At 67.3% G+C, this 21,568-nt stretch carries 26 protein-coding genes and 1 tRNA gene; 19 read left to right on the top strand and 8 right to left on the bottom strand.

The window, feature by feature from the left end; all coding sequences use genetic code 11:
* The first annotated feature begins 24 nt into the window (after positions 1 to 24).
* Genes radA through AN936_RS15780 form a run of 4 tightly spaced genes read left to right on the top strand, consistent with a single transcriptional unit; the run spans position 25 to position 4,253 of the window.
* Complete coding sequence (radA, locus tag AN936_RS15795; protein ID WP_054588943.1) at positions 25 to 1,386, top strand: DNA repair protein RadA; 1,362 nt, start codon at positions 25 to 27, stop codon at positions 1,384 to 1,386.
* A 10-nt stretch (positions 1,387 to 1,396) separates the two neighbouring features.
* Positions 1,397 to 1,957: a CvpA family protein gene (locus AN936_RS15790; protein ID WP_173585667.1), complete on the top strand. Its 561-nt coding sequence runs from the start codon at positions 1,397 to 1,399 to the stop codon at positions 1,955 to 1,957.
* Positions 1,954 to 2,382 (top strand): iron-sulfur cluster assembly scaffold protein, encoded by a 429-nt coding sequence (locus tag AN936_RS15785; protein WP_054588942.1) that lies wholly within the window; start codon positions 1,954 to 1,956, stop codon positions 2,380 to 2,382. Before AN936_RS15790 ends, AN936_RS15785 begins: the two co-directional genes overlap by 4 nt.
* Positions 2,383 to 2,384: 2 nt before the next feature.
* On the top strand, positions 2,385 to 4,253 hold the full coding sequence (locus AN936_RS15780; RefSeq protein WP_084758436.1) for a cation:proton antiporter: 1,869 nt from the start codon (positions 2,385 to 2,387) through the stop codon (positions 4,251 to 4,253).
* Positions 4,254 to 4,462: 209 nt separating this feature from the next.
* On the opposite strand, the gene aroB is transcribed toward AN936_RS15780, so the two are convergent.
* Both aroB and AN936_RS15770 read right to left on the bottom strand, forming a co-directional pair.
* Positions 4,463 to 5,566 (bottom strand): 3-dehydroquinate synthase, encoded by a 1,104-nt coding sequence (aroB, locus tag AN936_RS15775; RefSeq protein WP_054588940.1) that lies wholly within the window; start codon positions 5,564 to 5,566, stop codon positions 4,463 to 4,465.
* Positions 5,554 to 6,129, bottom strand: a complete 576-nt coding sequence (locus AN936_RS15770; protein ID WP_054588939.1) for a shikimate kinase — start codon at positions 6,127 to 6,129, stop codon at positions 5,554 to 5,556. The genes aroB and AN936_RS15770 overlap by 13 nt, the downstream gene beginning before the upstream one ends.
* 243 nt (positions 6,130 to 6,372) lie before the next feature.
* Between AN936_RS15770 and AN936_RS15760 the strand changes: the two genes are divergently transcribed.
* The 4 genes from AN936_RS15760 (at position 6,373) to AN936_RS15745 (ending at position 11,833) form a co-directional block, all read left to right on the top strand.
* The gene (locus AN936_RS15760) at positions 6,373 to 8,190 is read left to right on the top strand and encodes a hypothetical protein (protein WP_054588937.1); all 1,818 of its coding nucleotides are present in this window, start codon (positions 6,373 to 6,375) and stop codon (positions 8,188 to 8,190) included.
* A gap of 107 nt (positions 8,191 to 8,297) precedes the next feature.
* On the top strand, positions 8,298 to 9,221 hold the full coding sequence (locus tag AN936_RS15755; protein WP_054588936.1) for a tyrosine recombinase: 924 nt from the start codon (positions 8,298 to 8,300) through the stop codon (positions 9,219 to 9,221).
* Between the two features lie 9 nt (positions 9,222 to 9,230).
* The gene (locus AN936_RS15750; protein WP_054588935.1) at positions 9,231 to 10,178 is read left to right on the top strand and encodes an acetyl-CoA carboxylase carboxyltransferase subunit alpha; all 948 of its coding nucleotides are present in this window, start codon (positions 9,231 to 9,233) and stop codon (positions 10,176 to 10,178) included.
* A gap of 146 nt (positions 10,179 to 10,324) precedes the next feature.
* Positions 10,325 to 11,833 (top strand): M48 family metalloprotease, encoded by a 1,509-nt coding sequence (locus AN936_RS15745; RefSeq protein WP_420496814.1) that lies wholly within the window; start codon positions 10,325 to 10,327, stop codon positions 11,831 to 11,833.
* Between the two features lie 69 nt (positions 11,834 to 11,902).
* On the opposite strand, the gene AN936_RS15740 is transcribed toward AN936_RS15745, so the two are convergent.
* Both AN936_RS15740 and AN936_RS15735 read right to left on the bottom strand, forming a co-directional pair.
* Complete coding sequence (locus AN936_RS15740) at positions 11,903 to 12,094, bottom strand: Flp family type IVb pilin (RefSeq protein WP_054588934.1); 192 nt, start codon at positions 12,092 to 12,094, stop codon at positions 11,903 to 11,905.
* A gap of 137 nt (positions 12,095 to 12,231) precedes the next feature.
* Complete coding sequence (locus tag AN936_RS15735) at positions 12,232 to 12,411, bottom strand: Flp family type IVb pilin (RefSeq protein ID WP_054588933.1); 180 nt, start codon at positions 12,409 to 12,411, stop codon at positions 12,232 to 12,234.
* Between the two features lie 66 nt (positions 12,412 to 12,477).
* Between AN936_RS15735 and AN936_RS15730 the strand changes: the two genes are divergently transcribed.
* A complete protein-coding gene (locus AN936_RS15730) occupies positions 12,478 to 12,906 on the top strand; it encodes a (deoxy)nucleoside triphosphate pyrophosphohydrolase (protein WP_234715596.1) in 429 nt (142 codons plus the stop codon).
* On the opposite strand, the gene AN936_RS15725 is transcribed toward AN936_RS15730, so the two are convergent.
* Complete coding sequence (locus tag AN936_RS15725; RefSeq protein WP_054588931.1) at positions 12,903 to 13,748, bottom strand: methyltransferase domain-containing protein; 846 nt, start codon at positions 13,746 to 13,748, stop codon at positions 12,903 to 12,905. The genes AN936_RS15730 and AN936_RS15725 overlap by 4 nt on opposite strands.
* A 42-nt stretch (positions 13,749 to 13,790) precedes the next feature.
* On the opposite strand from AN936_RS15725, the gene AN936_RS15720 reads away from it, so the two are divergent.
* The 6 genes from AN936_RS15720 (at position 13,791) to AN936_RS15695 (ending at position 16,399) form a co-directional block, all read left to right on the top strand.
* Positions 13,791 to 14,639 carry a ComF family protein gene (locus AN936_RS15720; RefSeq protein ID WP_054588930.1) on the top strand — a complete coding sequence of 283 codons (849 nt, stop codon included), beginning with the start codon at positions 13,791 to 13,793 and terminating at the stop codon, positions 14,637 to 14,639.
* Between the two features lie 4 nt (positions 14,640 to 14,643).
* Complete coding sequence (gene grxC / locus AN936_RS15715; protein ID WP_054588929.1) at positions 14,644 to 14,904, top strand: glutaredoxin 3; 261 nt, start codon at positions 14,644 to 14,646, stop codon at positions 14,902 to 14,904.
* A gap of 4 nt (positions 14,905 to 14,908) precedes the next feature.
* Positions 14,909 to 15,379, top strand: coding sequence for a DUF1178 family protein (locus AN936_RS15710; protein ID WP_054588928.1), 471 nt, complete (start codon positions 14,909 to 14,911; stop codon positions 15,377 to 15,379).
* 51 nt (positions 15,380 to 15,430) lie between these two features.
* Positions 15,431 to 15,507: transfer RNA gene (locus AN936_RS15705), tRNA-Arg, on the top strand.
* Positions 15,508 to 15,559: 52 nt separating this feature from the next.
* Positions 15,560 to 15,919 (top strand): hypothetical protein, encoded by a 360-nt coding sequence (locus AN936_RS15700; protein ID WP_054588927.1) that lies wholly within the window; start codon positions 15,560 to 15,562, stop codon positions 15,917 to 15,919.
* A 96-nt stretch (positions 15,920 to 16,015) separates the two neighbouring features.
* On the top strand, positions 16,016 to 16,399 hold the full coding sequence (locus AN936_RS15695; protein ID WP_084758434.1) for a winged helix-turn-helix domain-containing protein: 384 nt from the start codon (positions 16,016 to 16,018) through the stop codon (positions 16,397 to 16,399).
* A gap of 10 nt (positions 16,400 to 16,409) precedes the next feature.
* Here the strand turns inward: AN936_RS15695 and AN936_RS15690 are convergent, their stop codons facing one another.
* Positions 16,410 to 16,928: a homogentisate 1,2-dioxygenase gene (locus AN936_RS15690; protein ID WP_149037686.1), complete on the bottom strand. Its 519-nt coding sequence runs from the start codon at positions 16,926 to 16,928 to the stop codon at positions 16,410 to 16,412.
* An 86-nt stretch (positions 16,929 to 17,014) separates the two neighbouring features.
* Here AN936_RS15690 and AN936_RS25565 point away from each other — a divergent pair, with 86 nt between their 5' ends.
* Genes AN936_RS25565 through AN936_RS15675 form a run of 4 tightly spaced genes read left to right on the top strand, consistent with a single transcriptional unit; the run spans position 17,015 to position 19,118 of the window.
* On the top strand, positions 17,015 to 17,944 hold the full coding sequence (locus AN936_RS25565) for a TonB-dependent receptor plug domain-containing protein (RefSeq protein WP_054588925.1): 930 nt from the start codon (positions 17,015 to 17,017) through the stop codon (positions 17,942 to 17,944).
* Positions 17,832 to 18,425 (top strand): TonB-dependent receptor plug domain-containing protein, encoded by a 594-nt coding sequence (locus AN936_RS25560; protein ID WP_234715840.1) that lies wholly within the window; start codon positions 17,832 to 17,834, stop codon positions 18,423 to 18,425. The genes AN936_RS25565 and AN936_RS25560 overlap by 113 nt, the downstream gene beginning before the upstream one ends.
* 40 nt (positions 18,426 to 18,465) lie before the next feature.
* On the top strand, positions 18,466 to 18,591 hold the full coding sequence (locus AN936_RS25555; protein WP_234715595.1) for a TonB-dependent receptor: 126 nt from the start codon (positions 18,466 to 18,468) through the stop codon (positions 18,589 to 18,591).
* A 41-nt stretch (positions 18,592 to 18,632) separates the two neighbouring features.
* The gene (locus AN936_RS15675; protein WP_054588923.1) at positions 18,633 to 19,118 is read left to right on the top strand and encodes an MgtC/SapB family protein; all 486 of its coding nucleotides are present in this window, start codon (positions 18,633 to 18,635) and stop codon (positions 19,116 to 19,118) included.
* On the opposite strand, the gene AN936_RS15670 is transcribed toward AN936_RS15675, so the two are convergent.
* Positions 19,115 to 19,966, bottom strand: a complete 852-nt coding sequence (locus AN936_RS15670; protein ID WP_054588922.1) for an FAS1-like dehydratase domain-containing protein — start codon at positions 19,964 to 19,966, stop codon at positions 19,115 to 19,117. The two genes, AN936_RS15675 and AN936_RS15670, sit on opposite strands and share 4 nt — an antisense overlap.
* Positions 19,966 to 21,561, bottom strand: coding sequence for an acyl-CoA dehydrogenase family protein (locus AN936_RS15665; RefSeq protein WP_054588921.1), 1,596 nt, complete (start codon positions 21,559 to 21,561; stop codon positions 19,966 to 19,968). Before AN936_RS15665 ends, AN936_RS15670 begins: the two co-directional genes overlap by 1 nt.
* Positions 21,562 to 21,568 lie beyond the last annotated feature (7 nt).

Here is a 21,568-nt window from a genome sequence, read left to right as displayed (position 1 = left end):
TTTGTTCTAGGTAAGCGCAACGTCATGGCCAAAGCGAAGCGTCAATATGTCTGCCAGAATTGCGGATCGGTTTCGTACCGGTGGCAGGGTCAGTGCGCCGACTGCGGCGAGTGGAACACGCTGGTCGAAGAGGCCGGCGAAACGGCCTTTTCGGCGAAGCATGACCTGAGCCGCGGCGGGCGGACGCTCGCGCTCGAAACGCTCGATGCACAAAGCGTGATGCCCGAACGGATGCTGTGCGGAATCGCCGAATTCGACCGCGCGCTGGGCGGCGGCTTCGTCGCGGGTTCGGCGACGCTGATCGGCGGCGATCCTGGGATCGGCAAGTCGACGCTGCTCTTGCAGGCGGCAGGACGGCTCGCGAAGGCGGGCAAGTCGGTCGTCTATATCAGCGGCGAGGAAGCGGCGGCGCAGGTGCGGCTGCGCGCCCAGCGGCTGGGGCTCGGCGATGCGCCGGTCGCGCTGGCGAGCGCGACCTCGGTGCGCGACATCCTTGCGACGCTCGACAGCCGCACCGCCGATTTCGTCGTCATCGATTCGATCCAGACGATGCACAGCGACCTGATCGACAGCGCACCGGGGACGGTGAGCCAGGTCCGCGCGAGCGCGCAGGAACTGATCCGCTATGCCAAGGACGGCGGCGCGGCGATCGTGCTCGTCGGCCATGTTACCAAGGACGGGACGATCGCCGGCCCGCGCGTGCTCGAACATATGGTCGACACCGTGCTGGCGTTCGAGGGCGAGCGCAGCCACCAGTATCGCATCCTGCGCGCGGTCAAGAACCGCTTCGGCGGCACCGACGAGATCGGCGTCTTCGCGATGGGCGAGGAAGGGTTGGGCGAAGTCGCCAACCCGTCGAGCCTGTTCCTGACCGACCGCAGCCGCGACGTGCCGGGGTCGGTGGTCTTCCCGGCGCTCGAAGGGACGCGCCCGGTGCTCGTCGAGGTGCAGGCGCTGACGGTGCGGCTGGCGAGCGGCGCGACGCCGCGCCGCGCCGTCGTTGGCTGGGACAGCGGACGCCTCGCGATGGTGCTCGCGGTGCTGGAGGCGCGCTGCGGGCTGCAGATGGGGGCCGCCGAAGTCTATCTCAACATCGCGGGCGGCTACCGGCTCACCGATCCGGCCGCCGACCTTGCGGTCGCCGCCGCGCTCATCTCGGCGTTCAGCGAGCGGCCGGTGCCCGCCGACGCGATCGTCTTTGGCGAGCTGTCGCTGTCGGGCGAGGTGCGGCAGGTCGCGCACGACGGGCTGCGGCTCCGCGAGGCCGTAAAGCTCGGCTTTGCGCGCGGCTGGGGCCCGAAAGGGATGAGAGGCGTCGGCGGAATTTCGGTCACCGGTTTCGGCCGCCTCGGCGAACTCGTTGACCTGATGCTCGGGCGCGACTAGCGACCGGCGAATGGGAAGTCTGACGGCTCTGGATATCCTCGTGCTGACGCTGGTCGGCGGCGGCGCGGTGCTCGGTTTCATGCGCGGGCTGGTACAGGAGGTGACGACCCTCCTGGCCTGGGTGCTGGCGATTCTGGCGGTGCGTTTTTTCCACCCGCTGGCCACCGATCTGCTGTCGGGCTGGATCGAAGCGCCCGGCGGCGCGGCGATGCTTGCTTTCGTGGTGCTGTTCGGCGGCGTCTTCGCGCTGGCCAAATGGGGATCGCGCGCGATGGGGCAACGCAGCCGCGCGTCGCTCGTCGGCGGTTTCGACCGCGGGCTTGGCGCCGGTTTCGGGGCGGTGAAGGGGCTGATCGTCGCGACGCTGCTCTTCATGGTGGTGACCCTGCTTTACGACATCGGCTACGGCAATGCGCAGCGGCCGGCGTGGATGGCTGACAGCCGCACCTATCCGGCGCTCAACGCGACGAGCGCCGCGATGAGCAAGGTGATCGCCGAACGCCGCGCCGCAGCGCGCGAGGACAGCGCGGCGACGGCAAAACAGGACGCGGCCGAAGCGGCAAAGCCATGAGCGCGCCGCTTTACAATCGCGACATATTGGCGCTGGCGGTCGCGACCGCCGAATATCTGCCCAATCCCGCCGCGCGCCACCATGCCAGCGCCCGCGCGCCACTGTGCGGCAGCCGGATCCTCCTCGATCTCGACACGGGCGACGATGGACGCGTGACCGGGGTCGGCATGCATGTCGAGGCCTGCGCGCTCGGGCAGGCGTCGGCGACATTGCTCGCGCGGCATGCGCCGGGACGCGGCATCGCCGAGATTCGCGCCGTGCGCGACGCCATCGCGGGCTGGTTCGCCGGCACCGGCACGTTGCCCGACTGGCCGGGGTTCGACCTGCTCGCTCCGGCGCGCGATTATCCGGCGCGCCACGGCGCGATACTGCTGCCGTTCGACGCCGCGATCGCGGCGCTCGAGGAACAGGCGGCGCGGGCGTGACGATGCTGGCGCTCGCCGCGGCCGCGACCGAGGTTGCTGCGGAGAAGGCGACCGACGCGGCGTTGGTCGAAGGCGCGATACTGCTCGGCGTCGCGACTTTGTTCGTGCTGATCTTTCGCCGCCTCGGGCTCGGCGCGGTGCTCGGCTATCTGATCGCCGGCGCGCTTGTCGGGCCGCACGGGCTGGGTCTCGTCGGCGGCGGCGAATCGAAACTCGCCTTTGCCGAACTCGGCATCGCCTTCCTGCTCTTCCTCGTCGGGCTGGAACTGCATCCGCGGCGCCTGTGGAATCTGCGGCGCGCGATTTTCGGGCTCGGGCTGGTGCAGGTCGTGGCGACCGGGCTGATTCTTACGGCGCTGATCTTCCTCACCCTCGGCTTCAGCTGGCAGGCGGCGCTGGCGCTTGGCTTGCCGCTGGCGCTGTCATCGACCGCACAGGTGCTTCCCAGCCTCAAAAGTTCGGGGCGGATCAATTCGCCCTTTGGCGAAAAGGCCTTCTCAATCCTGCTGTTCCAGGATCTGGCGATCGTACCGATGATCACCATCGTCGCGGCACTGTCGCGGGCGCCCGCCGATCCGTCGGCCCCGCCGGGCGGGACGATGGCGCTCTACACCGTGCTGGCAATCGCGGGGCTGGTGCTGGCGGGGCGGTTCGTCCTGAACCCGTTGCTTCGCGTCGTCGGGCGTTATGGCGAGCGCGAGCTATTCGTCGTCGTCGGGCTGCTCGCGATCCTCGCCAGCGCCGCGCTGATGCACAGCCTTCACCTGTCGACCGCACTCGGCGCGTTCGTCGCCGGGGTGATGCTCGCCGATTCGCCGTACCGGCACGAAATCGAATCGGACGTCGAGCCGTTCCGCCTGATCCTGCTCGGCCTGTTTTTCCTCGCGGTCGGCATGGTGCTCGACATCGACGCGGTGATGGCGCGGCCGTTGCTCGTCGTCGGGCTGGCGCTGGGACTCGTGGCGGTCAAGGTCAGCCTGCTCACCGTCATCGTGCGGCTGTTCGGCAAGAGCTGGAAGACCGCGCTGGGGCTCGGCCTGCTGCTCAGCCAGGGCGGCGAATTCGGTTTCCTGCTGTTTACCCAGGCGGCCGACGCGTTGCTGATCGAGCCCGCGGCGGCGAGCCTGTTCAGCGCGGTGGTGACGCTGTCGATGGTGACGACGCCCTTCCTGATGCTGTTTGCGCGCAACCTCGAATTCTCGCCCGACCGCGATGGGGAGATGCCCGAGGGGCCCGACAAGGCGCCGCGCGGGTCGGCGATCGTCATCGGTTACGGGCGGTTCGGGCAGATCGTCGCGCAGATGCTCAACGGCGTCGCCTGCTCGGTGACGCTGATCGACAAGAAGCCGAGCCAGATAGAGCTGTCGAGCCGCTTCGACACCAAGGTCTATTTCGGCGACGGGCTGCGCGTCGACCTGCTCCGCCGCGCGGGAGCCGACGAAGCGCGGCTGATCATCTTTTGCATCGACGATGCGTCCGTCGACGCGGCGGCGCTCAAGCCCGTCGTCGACGCCTTTCCACAGGCGAGAGTGCTGACGCGGGTGTTCGACCGCCGCCAGTTGATGGCGATCGACGGCGCGGGCACGGCGGGCGCGGTGCGCGAGGTGTTCGAAAGCTCGATCGCGCTGGGACTGCTTGCGCTGCGCGAACTCGACGTCGATCCGCGCGAGATGGAGGATGTCGAAACCGCACTCCGCCATCTCGACCAGACGCGGTTCGAGGCGCAGATGGTCGACGGCGACCTTTCGGCAGGCCAGGATCATCGCTTCAAACCGGGCGGCGGACGCGAGGCGACGAGCGTGCTCGAAGCGCTGCGCCAGCGGCGGCAGGCGGCGAAGGTCGCGAAGGGTGAGGCTGGCGAGGCGGTTTGAGCGGGACGGCGGGTTTCGGCCGGTTGTGGACATTAGCCCCTCCCCTTCAGGGGAGGGGTTGGGGTGGGGTCGATCGGCCTCGCGCAAGGCCGATCGACCCCACCCACTGCGACTAGGCAAGCTGCCAAGTCTCGCTGCCCACCCCTGAAGGGGAGGGCTGGAGTTCGCTCGAACGTCCGCTTCCCACCCCAATGCCGACATGCCTGATGTCAGCCGGGCACCCCATCCAGAAATGCGGCGACCGCGTCGAGCCCGTAATCTTCGGTGACGAAGCTCTGTCCGATGCCGCGGGTCAGGATCAGCGGCAGTTTGCCGCCACGAACCTTTTTGTCATGCGCCATATGGTCGGCGAGCGCACGGCCGCCGGTGTTGATGCCGGCGCTGGCGAGGCTGTGCGGCAGGTCGATGCTGGCCAGATGGTCGCGCACGCGCACCGCATCTTCGGGCGGGCAAAGGCCGTTTGCGGCGGAGAATTGATGCGCGAGCACCATGCCCGCTGCGACCGCTTCGCCGTGGAGCAGGCGGTCCGAATAGCCGGTCTCGGCCTCGAGCGCGTGGCCGAAGCTGTGGCCGAGGTTGAGCAGCGCCCGGATATCCTGCGTCTCGCGTTCGTCGGCCGCGACGATGCGCGCCTTGGCCGCGACGCTGTGCGCGATCGCGTGCGCGCGTGCCGCGCTGTCGCCGGCGAGCAGGGCGGCGCCGTTCGCCTCGCACCAGGCAAAGAAGGCCGCATCGTCGATGAGGCCATATTTGACGACCTCGGCATAGCCGGCGCCGAGTTCGCGGCGCGGCAAGGTTGCGAGCGTCGTCGGATCGATCACGACGAGCGCGGGCTGATGGAAGGCGCCGATCAGATTCTTGCCGGCGGGAACGTTGATCGCGGTCTTGCCGCCGACGCTGCTGTCGACCTGCGCCAACAAGGTGGTCGGGACCTGGATGAAGTTGCAGCCGCGCTTGACGATGCTGCACGCGAAGCCGACGAGATCGCCGATCACGCCGCCGCCCAGCGCGATGACATGATCGCTGCGCTCGACGCCTTCGCCGATCAGCCATTCGGTGAGGCGCGCGAGCCCCGCCCAGCTCTTGGTCGCTTCGCCCGGATCGAGCACGAAAGAGGAGAAGGAGATATTCTCCATCGCCAGCGACGTGCCGACCCCGGTCAGATAATGCTCCGCGACATGGCGGTCGGTGACGATCATCGTCCGCGGACGCGTGAGCAGCGGCGCGATATGGCGGCCGATGTCGGCGAGCAGCCCGTCGCCGATCAGGATCGGATAGCTGCGCTTGCCGAGGTCTACAGTCAGCTCTTGCATGTCGCGATAGCCTCCATGATCGCGCGCACGGTATGCTCGTGCGGCGTGCTTGCCGAACTGACACGCACATGCGCCTCGGCATAGATAGGGTTGCGGACCGCGGCGAGTTCGCGGAGCACCTCGCCCGGGTCGCGATCCTTGAGCAGCGGGCGGTGGCTGCGCCGCGCGACGCGGTCGACGAGCGTCGGGATATCGGCGTCGAGCCAGATGCACAGGCTGCTGTCGAGGATCAGCGCGCGCGTGTCGTCGTTGATGAAGGCACCGCCCCCGGTCGCAAGCACCAGCGGCTTGCCGGTCAGCAGCCGCTGGATCACCCGCCGTTCGCCATCGCGAAAATGCGCTTCGCCGAAGCGCGCGAAAATATCCGAAATCGTCATGCCCGCCGCGCGCTCGATCTCGTCGTCGGCGTCGGCAAAACGCATGCCGAGCCGCTGCGCGAGGCGGCGGCCGATCGTCGATTTTCCCGATCCCATCAGCCCGACGAGCACGATCGAGCGCTCGCGGATCGACGCAGGGATGGCCTGCGAGCGTGTGGCGGCCGGGCTTTTCGGGTTTCGCGACATGGTGCGCGCGGCTATACCGCCGAAGCCGCGCGGAACAATGGTTTTCGCCGGTACGACGAATGGTGGGCATTGGATATTGCGCGCGAAGGGCAGATCGGGAAAAGGCCGCTGGATTGCACGATCGATCGTGCTGGCCCTGCTGCTTGTCGCCTTCTGGCTGTTCCTGCTGTTTCTGGGCCGGCCGATCGAGCCAAGGACGATTGAGGTGGACGTGACCGACAAGATTGCCGAAAGCGGGACGCGATGAAGAAGTCGATCCTATCGCTGACGCTGGGCCTGTCGGGTGCCGCCATCGCCGCCGTGCTGGTCTTGCCCGCGCTCGCACAGGAATCGCTGTTGCCCGAAGGCTTCGGCAATCCTGCGGAAACCCCGGCGCCGCGTCCGTCGCCGACGCCGTCGCCCACCGCGACGCCGGCACCGACCGCGACGCCGAAGGCCGGGTCGCCGCCCCCGCCGCCGGTCACCGCGACACTCGGCAGCAGCGCCGCGAGCGACACCGGCGACGCGGAAGAAGGCGAGGAGGGCGAAGAGGTCGCGCCCGGGACGCTGAAATATGACTTGCCGCCGGGCGCGCGCCGGCTGCTCACCCGCATCGGGCCGTTGACGCCCGAAACCGGCGGGCTCGGTCCCGATGCCTTCGGCGTGCGAGGCCAGTATGCCGCCGCGATCATGCGCAACACGCGCGGCGAGCTTGCGTCGCGTTGGGGGCAGATATTGCTCCGGCGGTCGCTCGTCTCGGCAATCGACACGCCCGAAACGATCAACGGCGCCGACCTTGCCGCCGAGCGTGCCGCGCTGCTCCTGCGCATGGGCGAATCGATTTCGGCGCGCTGGATCGTGCAGTCGGTCGATTATGACCGCGCCAGCCCGCGCCTCGTTTCGGTTGCGCAGCAGACCTATCTCGCCAACGCCGATCCGGCCGGCCTGTGTGCCTATGTCCCCGCGGGCCTCGCGCATGGTGACGAACAGGCATGGCGTCTCGCTTCGGCGATCTGCGCCGGCCTGTCGGGCGAAGCGGGGCCCGCCGGCTGGGCGATCGGGCGCGTGCGGTCGAGCGGCAAGATTTCCAACTTCGACATCCTGCTCGCCGAGCGCGTGCTGGGCGCGACCGGGGCCGGACGCCGCTCGACGACGATCGAATGGGACAAGGTCGACCGGCTGACGAGCTGGCGCTTCGGGATGGCGACCGCGACCGCGGTTCCGATTCCCGAGCCGCTGCGTGCCTCGGAACCATATTATATGCGTGGCTGGACGGTGCTGGCCCCGATGACCGACATGACGCAGCGGATCGCGGCGGCGCCCGATGCCGCGGCGCGCGGGGTGCTGTCGAGCGAGGCCTATGTCTCGCTGCTCAGCGCCGCGGCGGGTCAGGAAGAGCCCGCCGAAGCGCTCACGGCGCAAACCGACGCGCTGCGTGACGCCTTCGGCGCGGCGAGCGGCGTCGAACGTTATACTGCGATGCAGGGATTGTGGGGCGCCGATGCGAACACGCCCGGCCGCTACGCCGCGATGATCGCGACAGCGCGCGCTGCCGCGGCGCTGCCGGTGAGCACCGAGGTTGGCGACGATCCGTGGCAGCTCGTGGGGTCGATGTTCGCGGGCGGATATGATCGCAATGCGATCGACTGGGTGCCCACCATATCGGTCGGCAGCCGGACGTGGGGCTTGCTCGCGGTCGGTTCGCCGCGGCCGCTGAACGGCACAAACGCGAGCGCGATCGGCAATTTTGCCGGCGGCGACGATAGCGCGGGATCGCTGCGGTCGAAATTCCTGCTCGCCGGGCTCGCGGGGCTCGGCCGTATCGATGCCAGCGCCGCCGCCTCGGCGGCCAGCGATCTCGACGTCGATCTCGGCAAGCAGACGCGCTGGTCGCGCGCGATCATGGCGGCGGCCGAACGGCGCGAGCCGGGCATGGTCGCGCTGCTCGCCGCGGCGGGGATGCAGGGTGACTGGTCGAAGGTGCCGCCCTATCACCTCTATTATATTGTCCGGTCCCTGCGCGAAGTCGGGCTCGGCTCCGAAGCGCGGATGATCGCCGCCGAAGCGCTGGTGCGTGTCTGAGTCTATCAAAGTGCGGCACCGGCCCGCGCCCCCACCCGGCCCCCCAAACAGCGTAACATGTCGTTGGGAGGCCGGGTGGGGGCGCGGGCGGGTGCCGGGCATCTCCGATGTCTGACGGGGCTCTTATCGAGCGCTTTCTCGAGATGATGGCGGCCGAGCGCGGGGCGTCGCGCAACACGCTGGCTGCCTATCGCCGCGATCTGGAACAGGCTGCCGAGCTTGCCAAGGGCAGTCTTGCGGACGCCGATACGGCGACGCTCAGAAAATTGATGGCGGATTATCAGTCGCTCGCCGCAAGCAGCGCGGCGCGCAAGCTGTCGGCGCTGCGCCAGTTCTTCGCCTTTTTGCTCGACGAGGGCGAACGCGCCGACAATCCGGCGCTCGACATCGCGCGCCCGGCGACGCGGCGGCCGCTGCCGCGCATCGTGACGCACGACGACGTCGAACGGCTGTTCGCGCAGGCGGGCGAGGAGGCGGCGGGCGAAACGCCGCCCGCGGCCGCGGTACGCATGCTGCTGCTGATCGAGCTTCTCTATGGCTCGGGCCTACGCGCGAGCGAACTTGTGACGCTGCCGCGGCGCGCGGTTGCGGGGACGCGCGAATATCTGATCGTGCGCGGCAAGGGCGACAAGGAGCGGTTGGTACCGCTCTCCGAACGCGCGCGCGGCGCGCTGGGCCGCTGGTTGCCGTTGCTCGCCGACGGGTCGCCGTGGCTCTTTCCGTCGGGCAAGGCGCATCTGTCGCGCGTGCGGTTGTTCCAGATGCTGCGCGAACTCGCGGGCCGCGCCGGGATCGATCCGGCGGCGATCAGCCCGCATGTGCTGCGCCATGCCTTTGCGACCCACCTGCTGGAGGGCGGCGCCGATTTGCGCGCGCTGCAACTGATGCTCGGCCACGCCGATATCGCGACGACCGAGATTTACACCCGTGTCGACAGCCGCCGTCTCGTCGAACTGGTCAACCGGCGGCATCCGCTGGCGCGGATGGATGTCGCGGCGGCGGGCGTTGACGTTGCGGCGCCTTCGTCCTAGCGACGGCGCATGACAGCCTTTCTGGACTTCGAAAAACAGGTCGCGGCGCTCGATCGCCAGATTGCCGAACTGCGCGAGATGGGCGACGATCCGACGCTCGACATCGATGGCGACGTTGGACGGCTAGAGGCCAAGTCCTCGAAATTACTGCGCGAAATCTATGCGAAGCTGACCCCCTGGCAAAAGACGCAGGTTGCGCGTCATCCCGACCGGCCGCATTTCAAACATTATGTCGCGGGGCTGTTCGACGATTGGATGCCGCTCGCCGGCGACCGCAATTTCGGCGACGATCAGGCGATCCTCGGCGGGCTCGCGCGCTTTCGCGGCCGCCGCGTGATGGTGATCGGGCATGAAAAGGGCGACGATATCCCCTCGCGCATGAAGCATAATTTCGGGATGGCGAAGCCCGAAGGCTATCGCAAGGCGATCCGCTTGATGCAGCTCGCCGACCGCTTCGAGCTGCCGGTGGTGACGCTGGTCGATACGTCGGGGGCCTTTCCGGGCATCCAGGCCGAGGAGCGTGGGCAGGCCGAAGCGATCGCCCGCTCGACCGAACAATGCCTCGCGCTCGGCGTGCCGATGATCGCCGCGGTGGTCGGTGAGGGCGGATCGGGCGGCGCCATCGCGCTCGCGGCCGCCAACCGTGTCCTGATGTTCGAACATGCCGTCTATTCGGTGATTTCGCCCGAAGGCTGTGCGTCGATCCTGTGGCGCACCTCCGACAAGGCGGCCGATGCCGCAGCGGCGATGAAGATGTCGGCCCAGGATCTGCTGGCGCTCAGGGTCATCGACCGCATCGTTCCCGAACCCGTCGGCGGTGCGCACCGCGCGCCCGAGGTCGCGATCGCGTCGCTGGGCGATGCGATCGCGCAGGAACTCGATGCGCTCGCCGGCCTGCCGCGCGACACATTGCTCGCCGCTCGCGAGGAAAAATTCCTCGCGATGGGCCGCGCCTGACCGCCTGGAACCCGATCCGCGGCTGTCGCGTTATTTCCGCAACATATGGGCAAGCTCCGGTCCCGCCGCGGCTTGCCTTGTCGCAATCAGCGGATATTCCTGAGTAAGGGATAGACCCGGCAAGAGATCATAAGGGAGGCGCACCGATGACCCGCAAGACGATGACCGCTTTGGCAATCATGCTGGCCGCCGGCATGACGCTCGGTACCGGTGGGATCGGCGTTCCGGCCGACGCCAAGACCAAGACGATCAAGACGGCGACGAGCATTTCGCCGACCGAGCGCAAGCAGGGGCAGGATGCCCATCCGCAGTTGATGGAAGAATTCGGCGGCGCCTATGCCGGGCCGCAGGCGAGCTATGTCAATCGCATCGGGCAGAATATCGCAGTGCAATCGGGCCTCTCACGGAACCCCGGCGATTTCACCGTGACCCTGCTCAATTCGCCGGTGAACAACGCTTTCGCGATCCCCGGCGGCTATGTCTATGTCACCCGCCAGTTGATGGCGCTGATGAACGACGAGGCCGAGCTGGCAGGCGTGCTGGGCCATGAGGTCGGGCATGTCGCGGCGCAGCACAGCAAGAAGCGCCAGTCGGCGGCGACGCGCAACGCGATCCTCGGCGTGCTGGCGCAGGTCGTGGGCGGCGCGATCGGCGACAATGGCGGGCTGCTCGGCGGCCTTGGCGGCCTGATCCAGAACAATGCGATGCAGGTCGCGCAATATGCGACCCTCGGCTTCTCGCGCAAACAGGAGTTGCAGGCCGACCAGCTCGGCGTGCAGTATCTGCGCAGCGCCGGCTATGACCCGCTGGCGCTATCGACGATGCTTGCGAGCCTTGCCGCCCAGACCAACCTCGAAGCGCGCCTCGCGGGCGGCGATGCACGCGCGCTTCCCGAATGGGCGAGCACCCACCCCGACCCGGCATCGCGCGTGCGCAATGCCCAGACGCTGGCGAGCCGCGCGGGAACGGGCGGCGTCCGCAATGCCGACGCCTTCCTCGCGTCGGTCGACGGCGTTCTCTATGGCGACGATCCCAAGCAGGGCGTGGTCGAGGGCAATGAATTCCTTCACCCCGATCTCAAGCTGAAATTCGCCGTTCCGAACGGCTATGGCATGCAGAACGGCAACAGCGCCGTCACCGTCAGCGGCAATGGCGGGCAGGCGCAATTTTCGACCGTTGCCTATAACGGCGATATGAATGCCTATGTTGCGGCGGTGTTCAAATCGATCGCCGGCAATAGCTCGGTCAGCCCGAGCAGCCTGCAGCGAACGACGGTGAACGGGATTCCGGCCTATTATTCGGTCGCGCGCGCGAACACCCAGTCGGGGCAGGTCGACGTGACCGTCTTCGCTTATGAGTTTTCGAAAAATCAGGCCTTCCACTTCGTCGCGCTGACCAAGGCGGGCGGGGCCGGGGTGTTCAACCCGATGTTCAACAGCGTACGGCGGCTGAGTACGGCCGAGGCGGCGGCGATCCGGCCGCGGCGTGTCGATGTCGTGACGGTCGGGCGCGCCGACACCGTGGCCAGCCTCTCGAAACGCATGGCGTACAGCAATTATCAGGCGGAACGCTTTCAGGTGCTCAACCGCCTGACCGCGTCGAGCCGCCTGACGCCGGGACAGAAGGTGAAGCTGGTCGTCTACGCGAGCCGGTAAGCAAAACACGAAAAAGGGCGGTGGATCGCTCCACCGCCCCTTCCTTGACCCGATGGGTCGTCTTTGGCCTTACGGGGTGGCCGGCGCGCCAGCCGAACGGGTCTTGAGCGCGGTGTCGACGTCCGTGAACGTGCCGCTGACGCTGGTGCCGACCGAACGGAAAGCAGCGATGCCGGCGACGGCGATGAGAGCTGCGATCAGGCCATATTCAATGGCGGTGGCAGCTTTTTCGTTGCGAATGAACTTCTTGAAAAACTTCATGTCTGGTCTCCTGACAATTCACTTACCCTGTTGACGGTCTGGTCGTGGTCAACATCAGCCGATTTACGGCGAATTGGTTTTGAAAAGCTTAATGTCGAAAATCCCTTTGTGCGGGCGCAAGTCCCGAAATCGGACAGTTACGGGTGATTCATCGCCTGTCCGGAGTGCGAGGAGATGTCGGTCCACATGTCGCCAGCCTGGGTTGCGACATTACCGACGGCGGCGATGAGGCCGATGAAGATCAGCGCGAGTATCAACCCGTACTCGACGGCTGTCGCGGCCCTGGTCGACCGCATCAGCCCGGAAATTTTGTTCATTGTCCCGCCCCTAACTGCAGTTATAGTTCCCGAGGCTGCCGAAGATCGCACAGGAGGGTTAATAATTTGGCTGTGGCGACGTCCGGGAAATCCCCGGAAAACTGTCTTATTGTCGTCGCTGCTGCGCTCGTCGACCGCGACGGCCGCCTGCTTGTCCAGCAGCGGCCCGAAGGTCTGTCGATGGCGGGCCTGTGGGAGTTTCCGGGCGGCAAGATCGAGCCCGGCGAAACCCCCGAACAGGCGCTGATCCGCGAACTTGGCGAAGAACTGGCGATCGACGTCGATCACGCCTGTCTGGCGCCCGCCTGCTTTGCTAGCGACACGCTCGGCGACCGGCACTTGCTGTTGCTGCTGTATGTTTGCCGCAAATGGCGGGGTACGCCGGTGGCGCAACACGCCAGCGCGCTGCGCTGGGTGCGGCCGGTCGAGTTGCACAGCCTCGCCATGCCGCCCGCCGACAAGCCGCTGATCGGACTGCTCGAAGCGCTGGTCTAGCTTTTCGGCTTGAGCGCATCAGCGAGCGATGCCGTGCCGCTGCCGCGCCGCGCCGGTTGCGGCTGGTCGGGGTGCGGCGCCCAGCCGCTGAAATGGATCAGGCGGAAGGTTTCGGCAATGCGGCCATCGGGATCGGCTTCGGCGGCGAATGCTGCAGCGATGCGCCCCGCCTCGTCGCGGGTCAGCGGCGGCGGCGCAGGGGAAAGCCGGCTCGACAGGCCTGCGGCGCGCAGATCGCGGACGAGCCCGAACCAGTCGCCATAGCGTACCGTCAGCGTATCGACGTCGACGACGGGGAGCGTGAAGCCGGTGCGCTGCAGCAAATTGCCCATCGCCGCAAGGTCGATCTGCGGGTGGAGGCGGGCGACCGGGCGCACGTATTCGGTCATCATAGCGCGGCGCAGGCGCGGCAGGCTGCCGTCGCCGACGAAGGCGCCGAGGAGCAGGCCGTCGGGGGCGAGCAGCGCCCGCAGGCGGACGAGCGCGCCGGGAACGTCGTTGATACTGTCGAGCCCGCCGGGCCAGACGATAAGGTCGAAACTGCCGAAGGGCAGGTCGATGTTATCGGCCTCGCCGACGATCGCGCCGGTATAGGCGGCGGGGGCCGGCCCCGCCTCGAGGAGCGTCAAATTGGTGCCAAGGCCGCGCAGATGCGCGATCAGCGTCGCGTCATGGGCGCCGATCAGCAAGGTGCGGGAAAAATCGCGGGTGACCATGGTGAGGCGGTCGAGCAGGGTTTCGGCGATGATCGGCGCGAGGAAATCGGCGCCGGCGGGCTGGCGGGCGATGCGGTCGCGCTGGGCGCGCTGGCGGGCCGGGGAGAAGAGCGGGGGCTGCGACATGCGGCGCTTGTGCCGTCCTCGGCGATGCTTCACAAGTCCGCTATGGGGGAAGGCGACGCGGATGAGGCATCGGGGTGGCAAGCGGACCGCGCATTGCGCCATATCGTCCGGACGATCGTCGACTATGCCCTGCCGCCGCGCTGCCCCGGATGCGGCCTCGTCGTCGATAACGACAGGCAGTTCTGCCTCTCCTGCTGGTCGTCGCTGACCTTTCTCGACGGACCGGCCTGTTCGCTCTGTTCGATCCCGCTGCCCGCTGCCTTGCCCGGCTCGGTGACTTGCGGCGCCTGCCTTGCCGCGCCGCCGCCGTTCGAAGGCGCCCCGTCCGCGGTTGCTTACGGACCCGTCGCACGCACCGTCGCGCTGCGGCTCAAATATGGGCGGCGCGTCGGGCATGCGCGGCTGATGGCACAGCTGATGGCACGCCCGCTCGGCAAGCTCGCGGACGCGGAGCCGGTGTTGCTTGTCCCGGTCCCGCTCCATCGCTGGCGCCTCTGGTCGCGCGGTTTCAATCAGGCGGCGCTTGTTGCCGACGAACTGACGCGGCTCACCGGTACCCCGCACGACCATGATCTCTTGCTGCGGATCAAGGCAACGAAAGCGCTGCGCGGCCAGGGGCGGCGCGAACGCGAGCGGATCGTCGCAGGTGCCTTCGCGCTGGCGAATGGCGCGAAAGAGAGGGCGGCGGGCCGGCATCTGGTGCTGATCGACGATGTCCATGCGAGCGGCGCGACGCTGCGCGCGGCGGCGCGGGCCCTCCGCCGCAGCGGAGCGGTCCGCGTTTCGGCGCTGACCTGGGCGCGGGTCGTCCCCGACGCGCTCATGACCAGCAACATATTTGACTTTGCGCGCGTTGATTCCGATATGATGGACGAAAGGATGACAGGATAGCCGCATGGCGAAGATCGAAATCTTTACCAAATTCTTCTGCCCCTATTGCTCGCGCGCGAAAGCGTTGTTCGACAAGAAGGGCGCCGTCTATCAGGAAATCGACGTGACGATGGATCGCGCCGGATTTGACGCGATGGTCGATCGCGCCGGCGGCGCGCGCACCGTGCCGCAGATATTCATCGACGGAAAGCATGTCGGCGGCAGCGACGACCTTGCCGCGCTCGACGCGCGCGGCGGGCTCGACCCCCTGCTCGGCGCGGGATAATCCCGTGATCGTCTTCGACCTTTGCTGCGCGGCCGGCGATCACCGGTTCGAGGCGTGGTTCGCGAGCAGCGAGAGCTTCGCGGACCAGCAGGCGCGCGGGCTGATCGCCTGCCCGGTCTGCGGCGACAGCGCGGTTGCAAAGGCGGTCATGGCGCCGCGGGTCGGGGCGAAATCGAACCAGCAATCGGGTGCCATTGCCAAACCTGCCGATGCTTCGGCAACCGGCGAGCCTTCGCCCGAGCTGGTGCGCAAGGTGATCGCGGAGATTGCGGCGAAACAGGCCGAAATGCTGCCGCAGTCGCGCTGGGTCGGGCGCGATTTCGCCGATGCCGCCCGCGCGATGCACGAAGGGCGGGCGAAGGAAGACCTGATCCATGGCCAGGCCTCGCCCGAACAGGCGGCGGAGCTCCGCGAGGATGGCATCGCCGCGATGCCGCTCCTCGTCCCTATTGCTCCGCCCGACGCGGTGAATTGATCGCCCGCCGATTGACGCTGGACGCCTCGCGCCGCTAAACGGACGCCGCGTGCACCCGTAGCTCAGCAGGATAGAGCATCAGATTCCTAATCTGGGGGCCACAGGTTCGAATCCTGTCGGGTGCACCACTTCCCGGTTGGGTGGCACAATAGATTTTGTCATCGAGGACAGGGGGTGAATATGCTGAAACAACGTCTCGAGGCCGCCAACGTTGTTGCGCGCATGATGGTCGAAGCGGAGCGCGCGATCGAAAACGCGATTGCCGCGACCGGCGTACTTGCCGGTGCGCTTGCGCAGGGGCAGGCGAGGGCGGGGCTATCTGCAGTTGCGGCCGATCCGGCTTATTCGCGTTTGGCGGTCAGCTTCGCCGCGCTCTTCGAGGCGCATGCCAATATGGCGGCTCTCCATAAGGAGCTTGAAATGGTCAAGGACGCCATCGGACTGCGCAATTTCCCTATCGAAGGCACCGGCGATGCGGCCAAGATCCTGCGACCGACGGGCGGAAATGATCGGGTAGTCCCTACAGCGCAGGTAGCGTGAAATTGATGCTCGTCACCTTCACTTGGCTCTGAGAGAGCCCGCTTTGAATCGGCCGGGGGGTAGGATATCAGGGGCATTCACAGGCGAGGCGGGACGATGGTGAGAGAGGGCGCGCTCAAGCTGAAAGCGCAGCTATTCTGCGGCGACGAGCCCGCGATCGGCCCCGGCAAAGCCGATCTGCTCGAAGCGATCGATCGCGAAGGATCGATCTCGGCGGCGGGGCGGTCGCTGGGGATGAGCTATCGCCGGTCGTGGTTGCTCGTCGACAGCATGAACCGCTGCTGGACCGAAAGACTCGTCGAAACGACGGCGGGCGGCGGAGCGGCGAAAGGCGCCCGGCTGACCGATTGCGGCCGGACGGTGCTGGCAAGCTATCGTGCGCTCGAACGCCGGCTGGCCGATGCCGCGCGGCGCGGGGAATTGGACAGGCTGACCGCGCTGATGCGCGCTGCGCCGCTGCCGCCGAGCGCGAAGCCCTGACGCGCCCGCGTCAGGGCAGCTTTGCGACCAGCGCCGCGATCGACGGCGTGGAGCTCGCGGCGATCTGCAGCAGATAATCCCCTGGGGTCAGCGAAAAATCGACCATCTTGCGGATGCCCGAGCATTGCGGACCGTGGCCGTGCGCGGTCGACGCGAGTGCGCTGCCGCCCTCGATCACATCGACCCACGCGCCCGCGCCCAGCGCGACGCGGTAGCTGCCCGCTGTCTCGACGTGAAAAGCAAGGAGACCGGCGTGCGTTTCACCTTCGCCGGGCTTGCCGGGCGGCGCAGCGAACCGGACCTTGCCGGCGGGTTGGAGCGCGACATCGGCGGTGTGGCCGATCGCGATGGGCGAAGCCTTGGCTGCGGCGGCATCGCTCGCTGCCGTCAGCGTGCCGCGCGACGTCCACCCGGCCAGTTCGGCGGGGAGCGCTGCGCTGCCGGTCGTGCAGTCGGGCTCTTCCGCATAAGCGCCGCCGGGCGCGGCCAGCGCAAGCGCCGTCATTGCGGCAAAAAGAGAGCGGCGCATGCTTTCCCTCCGAGGCGACCAATGTATATGGCCGTATATAGCGATTCGCCCAAAAGCAATGGCGATCTGCGACATAAGGTATCTCCATGCGACTGCTTCTTTTCGTTACGACGGCGCTCGTCGCCACCGCGCCGGCCCATGCCCAAGCGGCAGACGAAGCAATTGCCGCGAAAGACAGCGCCCTCACGCTCGGCCAGATCGTCGTCACGGCGCCGCATTCCGAGGATATCACGATCGGGACCGAAACCCTGTCGTCCGAAGCGATCTACACCTTCAACCGCGACACGCTCGACGAGGCGGTCAACCTGATGCCCGGCGTGACGTCGGCGAACAGCGGCGGATCACGCAACGAGCGACTGATCTTCGTCCGCGGGTTCGACCGCTTCCAGGTGCCCGTGTCGCTCGACGGTATCCGCGTCTATCTGTCCGCCGACAACCGGCTCGACTATGGCCGCTTCCTGACCCCCGACATTGCCGAAATCCAGGTCGCCAAGGGCTATGCCTCGGTGCTCGACGGCCCCGGCGCGATGGGCGGGGCGATCAACCTCGTGACGCGCAAGCCGACCAAGGCATTGGAAGCCGAGGCACGCGCGACGATCGATCTCGACCGCGACGTCGATTATGCCGGTTACAACGTCTTCGCGCTGCTCGGCACGCGGCAGGAAAAATTCTACGCGCAGGCGTCGTACACGCGCAACTTCTGGGACCATTGGGACCTTGCAGGCGGTTATGATCCCGCGCTGGGTTCGGCCGAGGACGGCGGCGCGCGCGATTTCTCGTGGACACGCGACTGGGGTGTCAATGGGAAATTCGCTGGGGGCGGGCTTCGACTGGCGCGGCCTCAAGAAGGCCGAGGAATATACCATCTCCTTCACCTCGCCGGGGCGCCTGTTCGAATATCCGCTGACCAACGCTTCGGCGTTCAACTGGCAGGGCCGGATCGAATATCGCCCCGACGATGCGACACGCCTGCATGCGAGCGTCTCGCGCCGTTCGCGTTTCCCGACGATCTTTGAACGATTCAGCACCCAGTTCGGCAATGCGGCGTCGAATCCGGGTCTTGAGCCGGAACGGGCGACGAATTTCGAGATTGGCGGATCGCGCGATTTTGGCGGCGTCCATGTCGAGGGTACGGCCTTCTACAGCAACATCGACGACGCCATCGTGTCGGTGCGGCCGCCCGGATTCCCGGCCAATACCAGCCAGCGTCAGAATCTGGGCAGCGCCGAATATTATGGCGCCGAACTGGCGCTGACCGCGCACGTCGGACCCTCGCTCGAACTCGGCGCGAACTACACTTGGACGCATCGCTCGTTTGACATCGCAGCGGGGGCGGCGGGAACCGTAATCCCGGTATTACGTCTGACCGACGTGCCGGCGCATAAGGGATTCGCATATGTTGACTGGTCGCCGCTGGCCGGGCTGAGCATTGTGCCGAGCGTCGATATTGCCTCCAACCGGACGACGTTGGATACGTTTTCTCCGGTCTTCTATTAACGCACCGGCAGCAATGTGCAGGCGAATCTGCGTATCGATTATGCGCTGCGCGACGGCATCGAGATCGGCGTCGGCGCGTAACCTGTTCGACGACAATTATGTCCTGACCGACGGCTTCCCCGAACCGGGACGCAGTTTCTCCGCGAGCATCCGGGCGCGCTACTGAGCGCCCGGAACCCTTTCGGCGCTGCCGCGCTATGAAGGGCGATGGAGCTCAACGCGCCTATACTCGTCCACTGGATCGACTTCGACCTGCTGTCGCGGCTGGGCGTTGCGGCGGTGCTCGGATTGCTGCTCGGCCTCGACCGCGAGATTCGCGGGCATGAGGCGGGTTTCCGCACGCACGGGCTGATCTGTTTTTCGGCGGCGATGATGACGGTGTCGATCATCGCGCTTTACACCCAGATCGGCGGCGAACGGTCCGATCCGCTGCGCATCTATGAGGCGACGGGGGCTTTCATCGGCATCATCGGCGCCGGGCTGATCGTGTTCAGCAAGGGCGAGGTCAAGAATCTCACCACCGCGGCGCATCTGTGGCTGGCGGCGGTGATCGGCATCGCGTGCGGCGCGGCGCAATGGCCGCTGGTGCTGATCGGATCGGCGATCAGCGTGATCATGTTGACGCTGCTCGGCTTCGTCGAGGCACGATGGGAGCGCAAACGTGGCGGCGAAGGGCAGACCGGCGAGCGCTAGAGCGTGGCCGAAGCCTGCATGACCTGCCGCCCGTCCGCGGCAAACGCCCCTAACTCCAGTCCGCCGTTTTGGCCGCGCAATGATAGATAAAGGGGGTCGCCGCAGATCGCCGGGGAGACGCCGCGGAAAGCGAAGCTCTTCAGGCGATTGTCGCCATACTCGCGCTGCGCGAGGTCGAGCAGCAGTGTCGCGGTGAGCGGGCCATGGACGACGAGGCCGCGATAGCCCTCTTCCTCGGTCGCATAGGGCAGGTCGTAGTGGATGCGGTGGCTGTTGAAGGTCAGAGCCGAATAGCGGAACAGCAGTGCTTCCGACGGGAAGAGCATGCGGTGCGCGTCCCAGCCCGACGGGTCGAAACCATCATCGCCGGGCGGCGGCGGAGCAGGCGGCGCTCCCGCGGGGGCGGGTTCGCGAAAGACTATCGATTGGGTTTCGCGCACCGCGAGGGTGCCGTCGCCACGGGTTTCGTGCGCGACGTCGGCGAAGACGAGCTTGCCGGTGCCGCCCTGCTTTTCGGTGATCGCGGCGACGCGCGAGGTGCGGATCACCGACTGGCCGGGGCGCAGCGGGGCGAGGAACTCGACCTTGCTCGCGGCCCACATCCGGCGTGGAAGCGGGATCGGCGGCAGGAAGCTGTCGTCGCTGTCCGCGCGCACGGGATGGCCGTCGGCGCCGAGGATCGCGCTCGGCGCGTCGGGCAGGCAGAGGCACCAGTGATAGGCCTGCGGGACGCTGCCGTCGGCGGGCGCGGCGCGGTCGAGCGTCGCCAGCCAGCGCGCGGCGGCCGCTTCGTCGATGCGGTCGCGGCGCGTTTCGATCCGGCCGATCCAGTCCTGCCAGTCGCTCATCAATTGCGTCCTCCGGTCAGCCCGCGCGCGATCACCTGCGCCTGAATTTCCGCCGCGCCCTCGAAGATGTTGAGGATGCGCGCATCGCAGAGGATGCGGCTGATTTCATATTCGAGCGCATAGCCGTTGCCGCCGTGGATTTGCAGCGCCGCGTCGGCGTTCGCCCATGCCGCGCGGGAGCCGAGCAGCTTCGCCATCCCCGCCTCGATGTCGCAGCGCTTGCCCGAATCCTTGGCGCGCGCGGCGGCATAGCTCAGCTCGCGCGCCATGACGAAATCGACGAGGCTCATCGCCAGCTTGTCCGATACGCGCGGGAAATGGACGATCGCCTTGCCGAACTGCTTGCGGTTGATCGCATAATCGAGCCCGAGTTCGAGCGCGCGGCGCGCAACTCCCACGGCGCGCGCCGCGGTCTGGATCCGCGCGCCCTCGAAGGTGCGCATGAGCTGTTTGAAGCCTTGCCCTTCCTCGCCGCCGAGCAGCGCGTCGGCGGGTGCGGTCATGCCGTCGAACTGCAGCGCATATTCGCGCATGCCACGATAGCCGAGCACCTCGATCTCGCTGCCGGTCATGCCGGTGGCGGGGAAGGGATCGGCCTCGGTCCCGCGCGGCTTGGGGACGAGCAGCATCGAGAGGCCGGCATAGCCTTTGGCATCGGGCACGGTGCGCACCAGCAAAGTCATCAGGTCCGAACGTGCAGCGTGGGTGATCCAGTTCTTGGCGCCGTCGATTGTCCATCGGTCGCCGTCGCGCCGGGCCTTTGTCTGGAGCGAGCCGAGGTCCGAGCCGACATCGGGTTCGGTGAACACCGCGGTGGGCAGGATTTCGCCGCTGGCGATCTTTGGCAGCCATTCGGCCTTTTGCGCTGCGGTGCCGCCGAGGACGATCAACTCGCCCGCGATTTCCGACCGGGTGCCGAGCGAGCCGGTGCCGATCCAGCCGCGCGACAATTCTTCGGTGACGATGCACATGACGAGCTTGCCGAGGCCGAGCCCGCCATATTCCTCGGGAATGCAGACGCCGAAAGTGCCGAGTTCGGCCATCGCCTGCACCGTCGTATCGGGGATCAGCGCGTTGGCGAGGTGCCAGCCGTGGGCGTGCGGGATGATCGCCGCGTCGGTGAAGCGGCGGTACTGTTCGCGGATCGCGTCGAGGTCGGCGTCGTGGAGCGTCTCGCTGGGCCAATCGCCCCCGGCCAGCGCGGCGGCAACTTCGGCGCGGGTCGCGGCATGGTCGGCGTCGAGCAGGCTGGCGCAGGCTTCGGCGAGCGCGCGCGCGGCGGCGCCAAGGCCGAGGTCGGCCGGACGGAAAATCTCGTTCTGCCCCATCGGCAGGCCACCGGTGAGCTGGCCGATGCTTTCGGCGAAGGCGAGGGTGGCGATCTGGGCGTCGAGCGGGTTTGCGCCCTGGCCTGACTCGTACCACGCCAGCGTTGCTTCGAGCGCCGCGACCGTCGTCGCAACCCATGCGAAGCCGTGCGCCGCGCGCTGCTCGCTGTCGATCGGGTTTGTCGCCAGGCGTTCGCTCAGCGCCGCCTGGGCGGCGCTCCGGTATGTCTGTGCGGCGGCAAGCGCTTTGGTTAGATCGGCGCGCATCGTCAGA

Origin of the sequence: Sphingopyxis macrogoltabida (assembly GCF_001307295.1) — a bacterium.
GTDB classification, from domain to species: domain Bacteria; phylum Pseudomonadota; class Alphaproteobacteria; order Sphingomonadales; family Sphingomonadaceae; genus Sphingopyxis; species Sphingopyxis macrogoltabida_B.
This window is presented reverse-complemented; position numbering and strand designations above follow the sequence as displayed.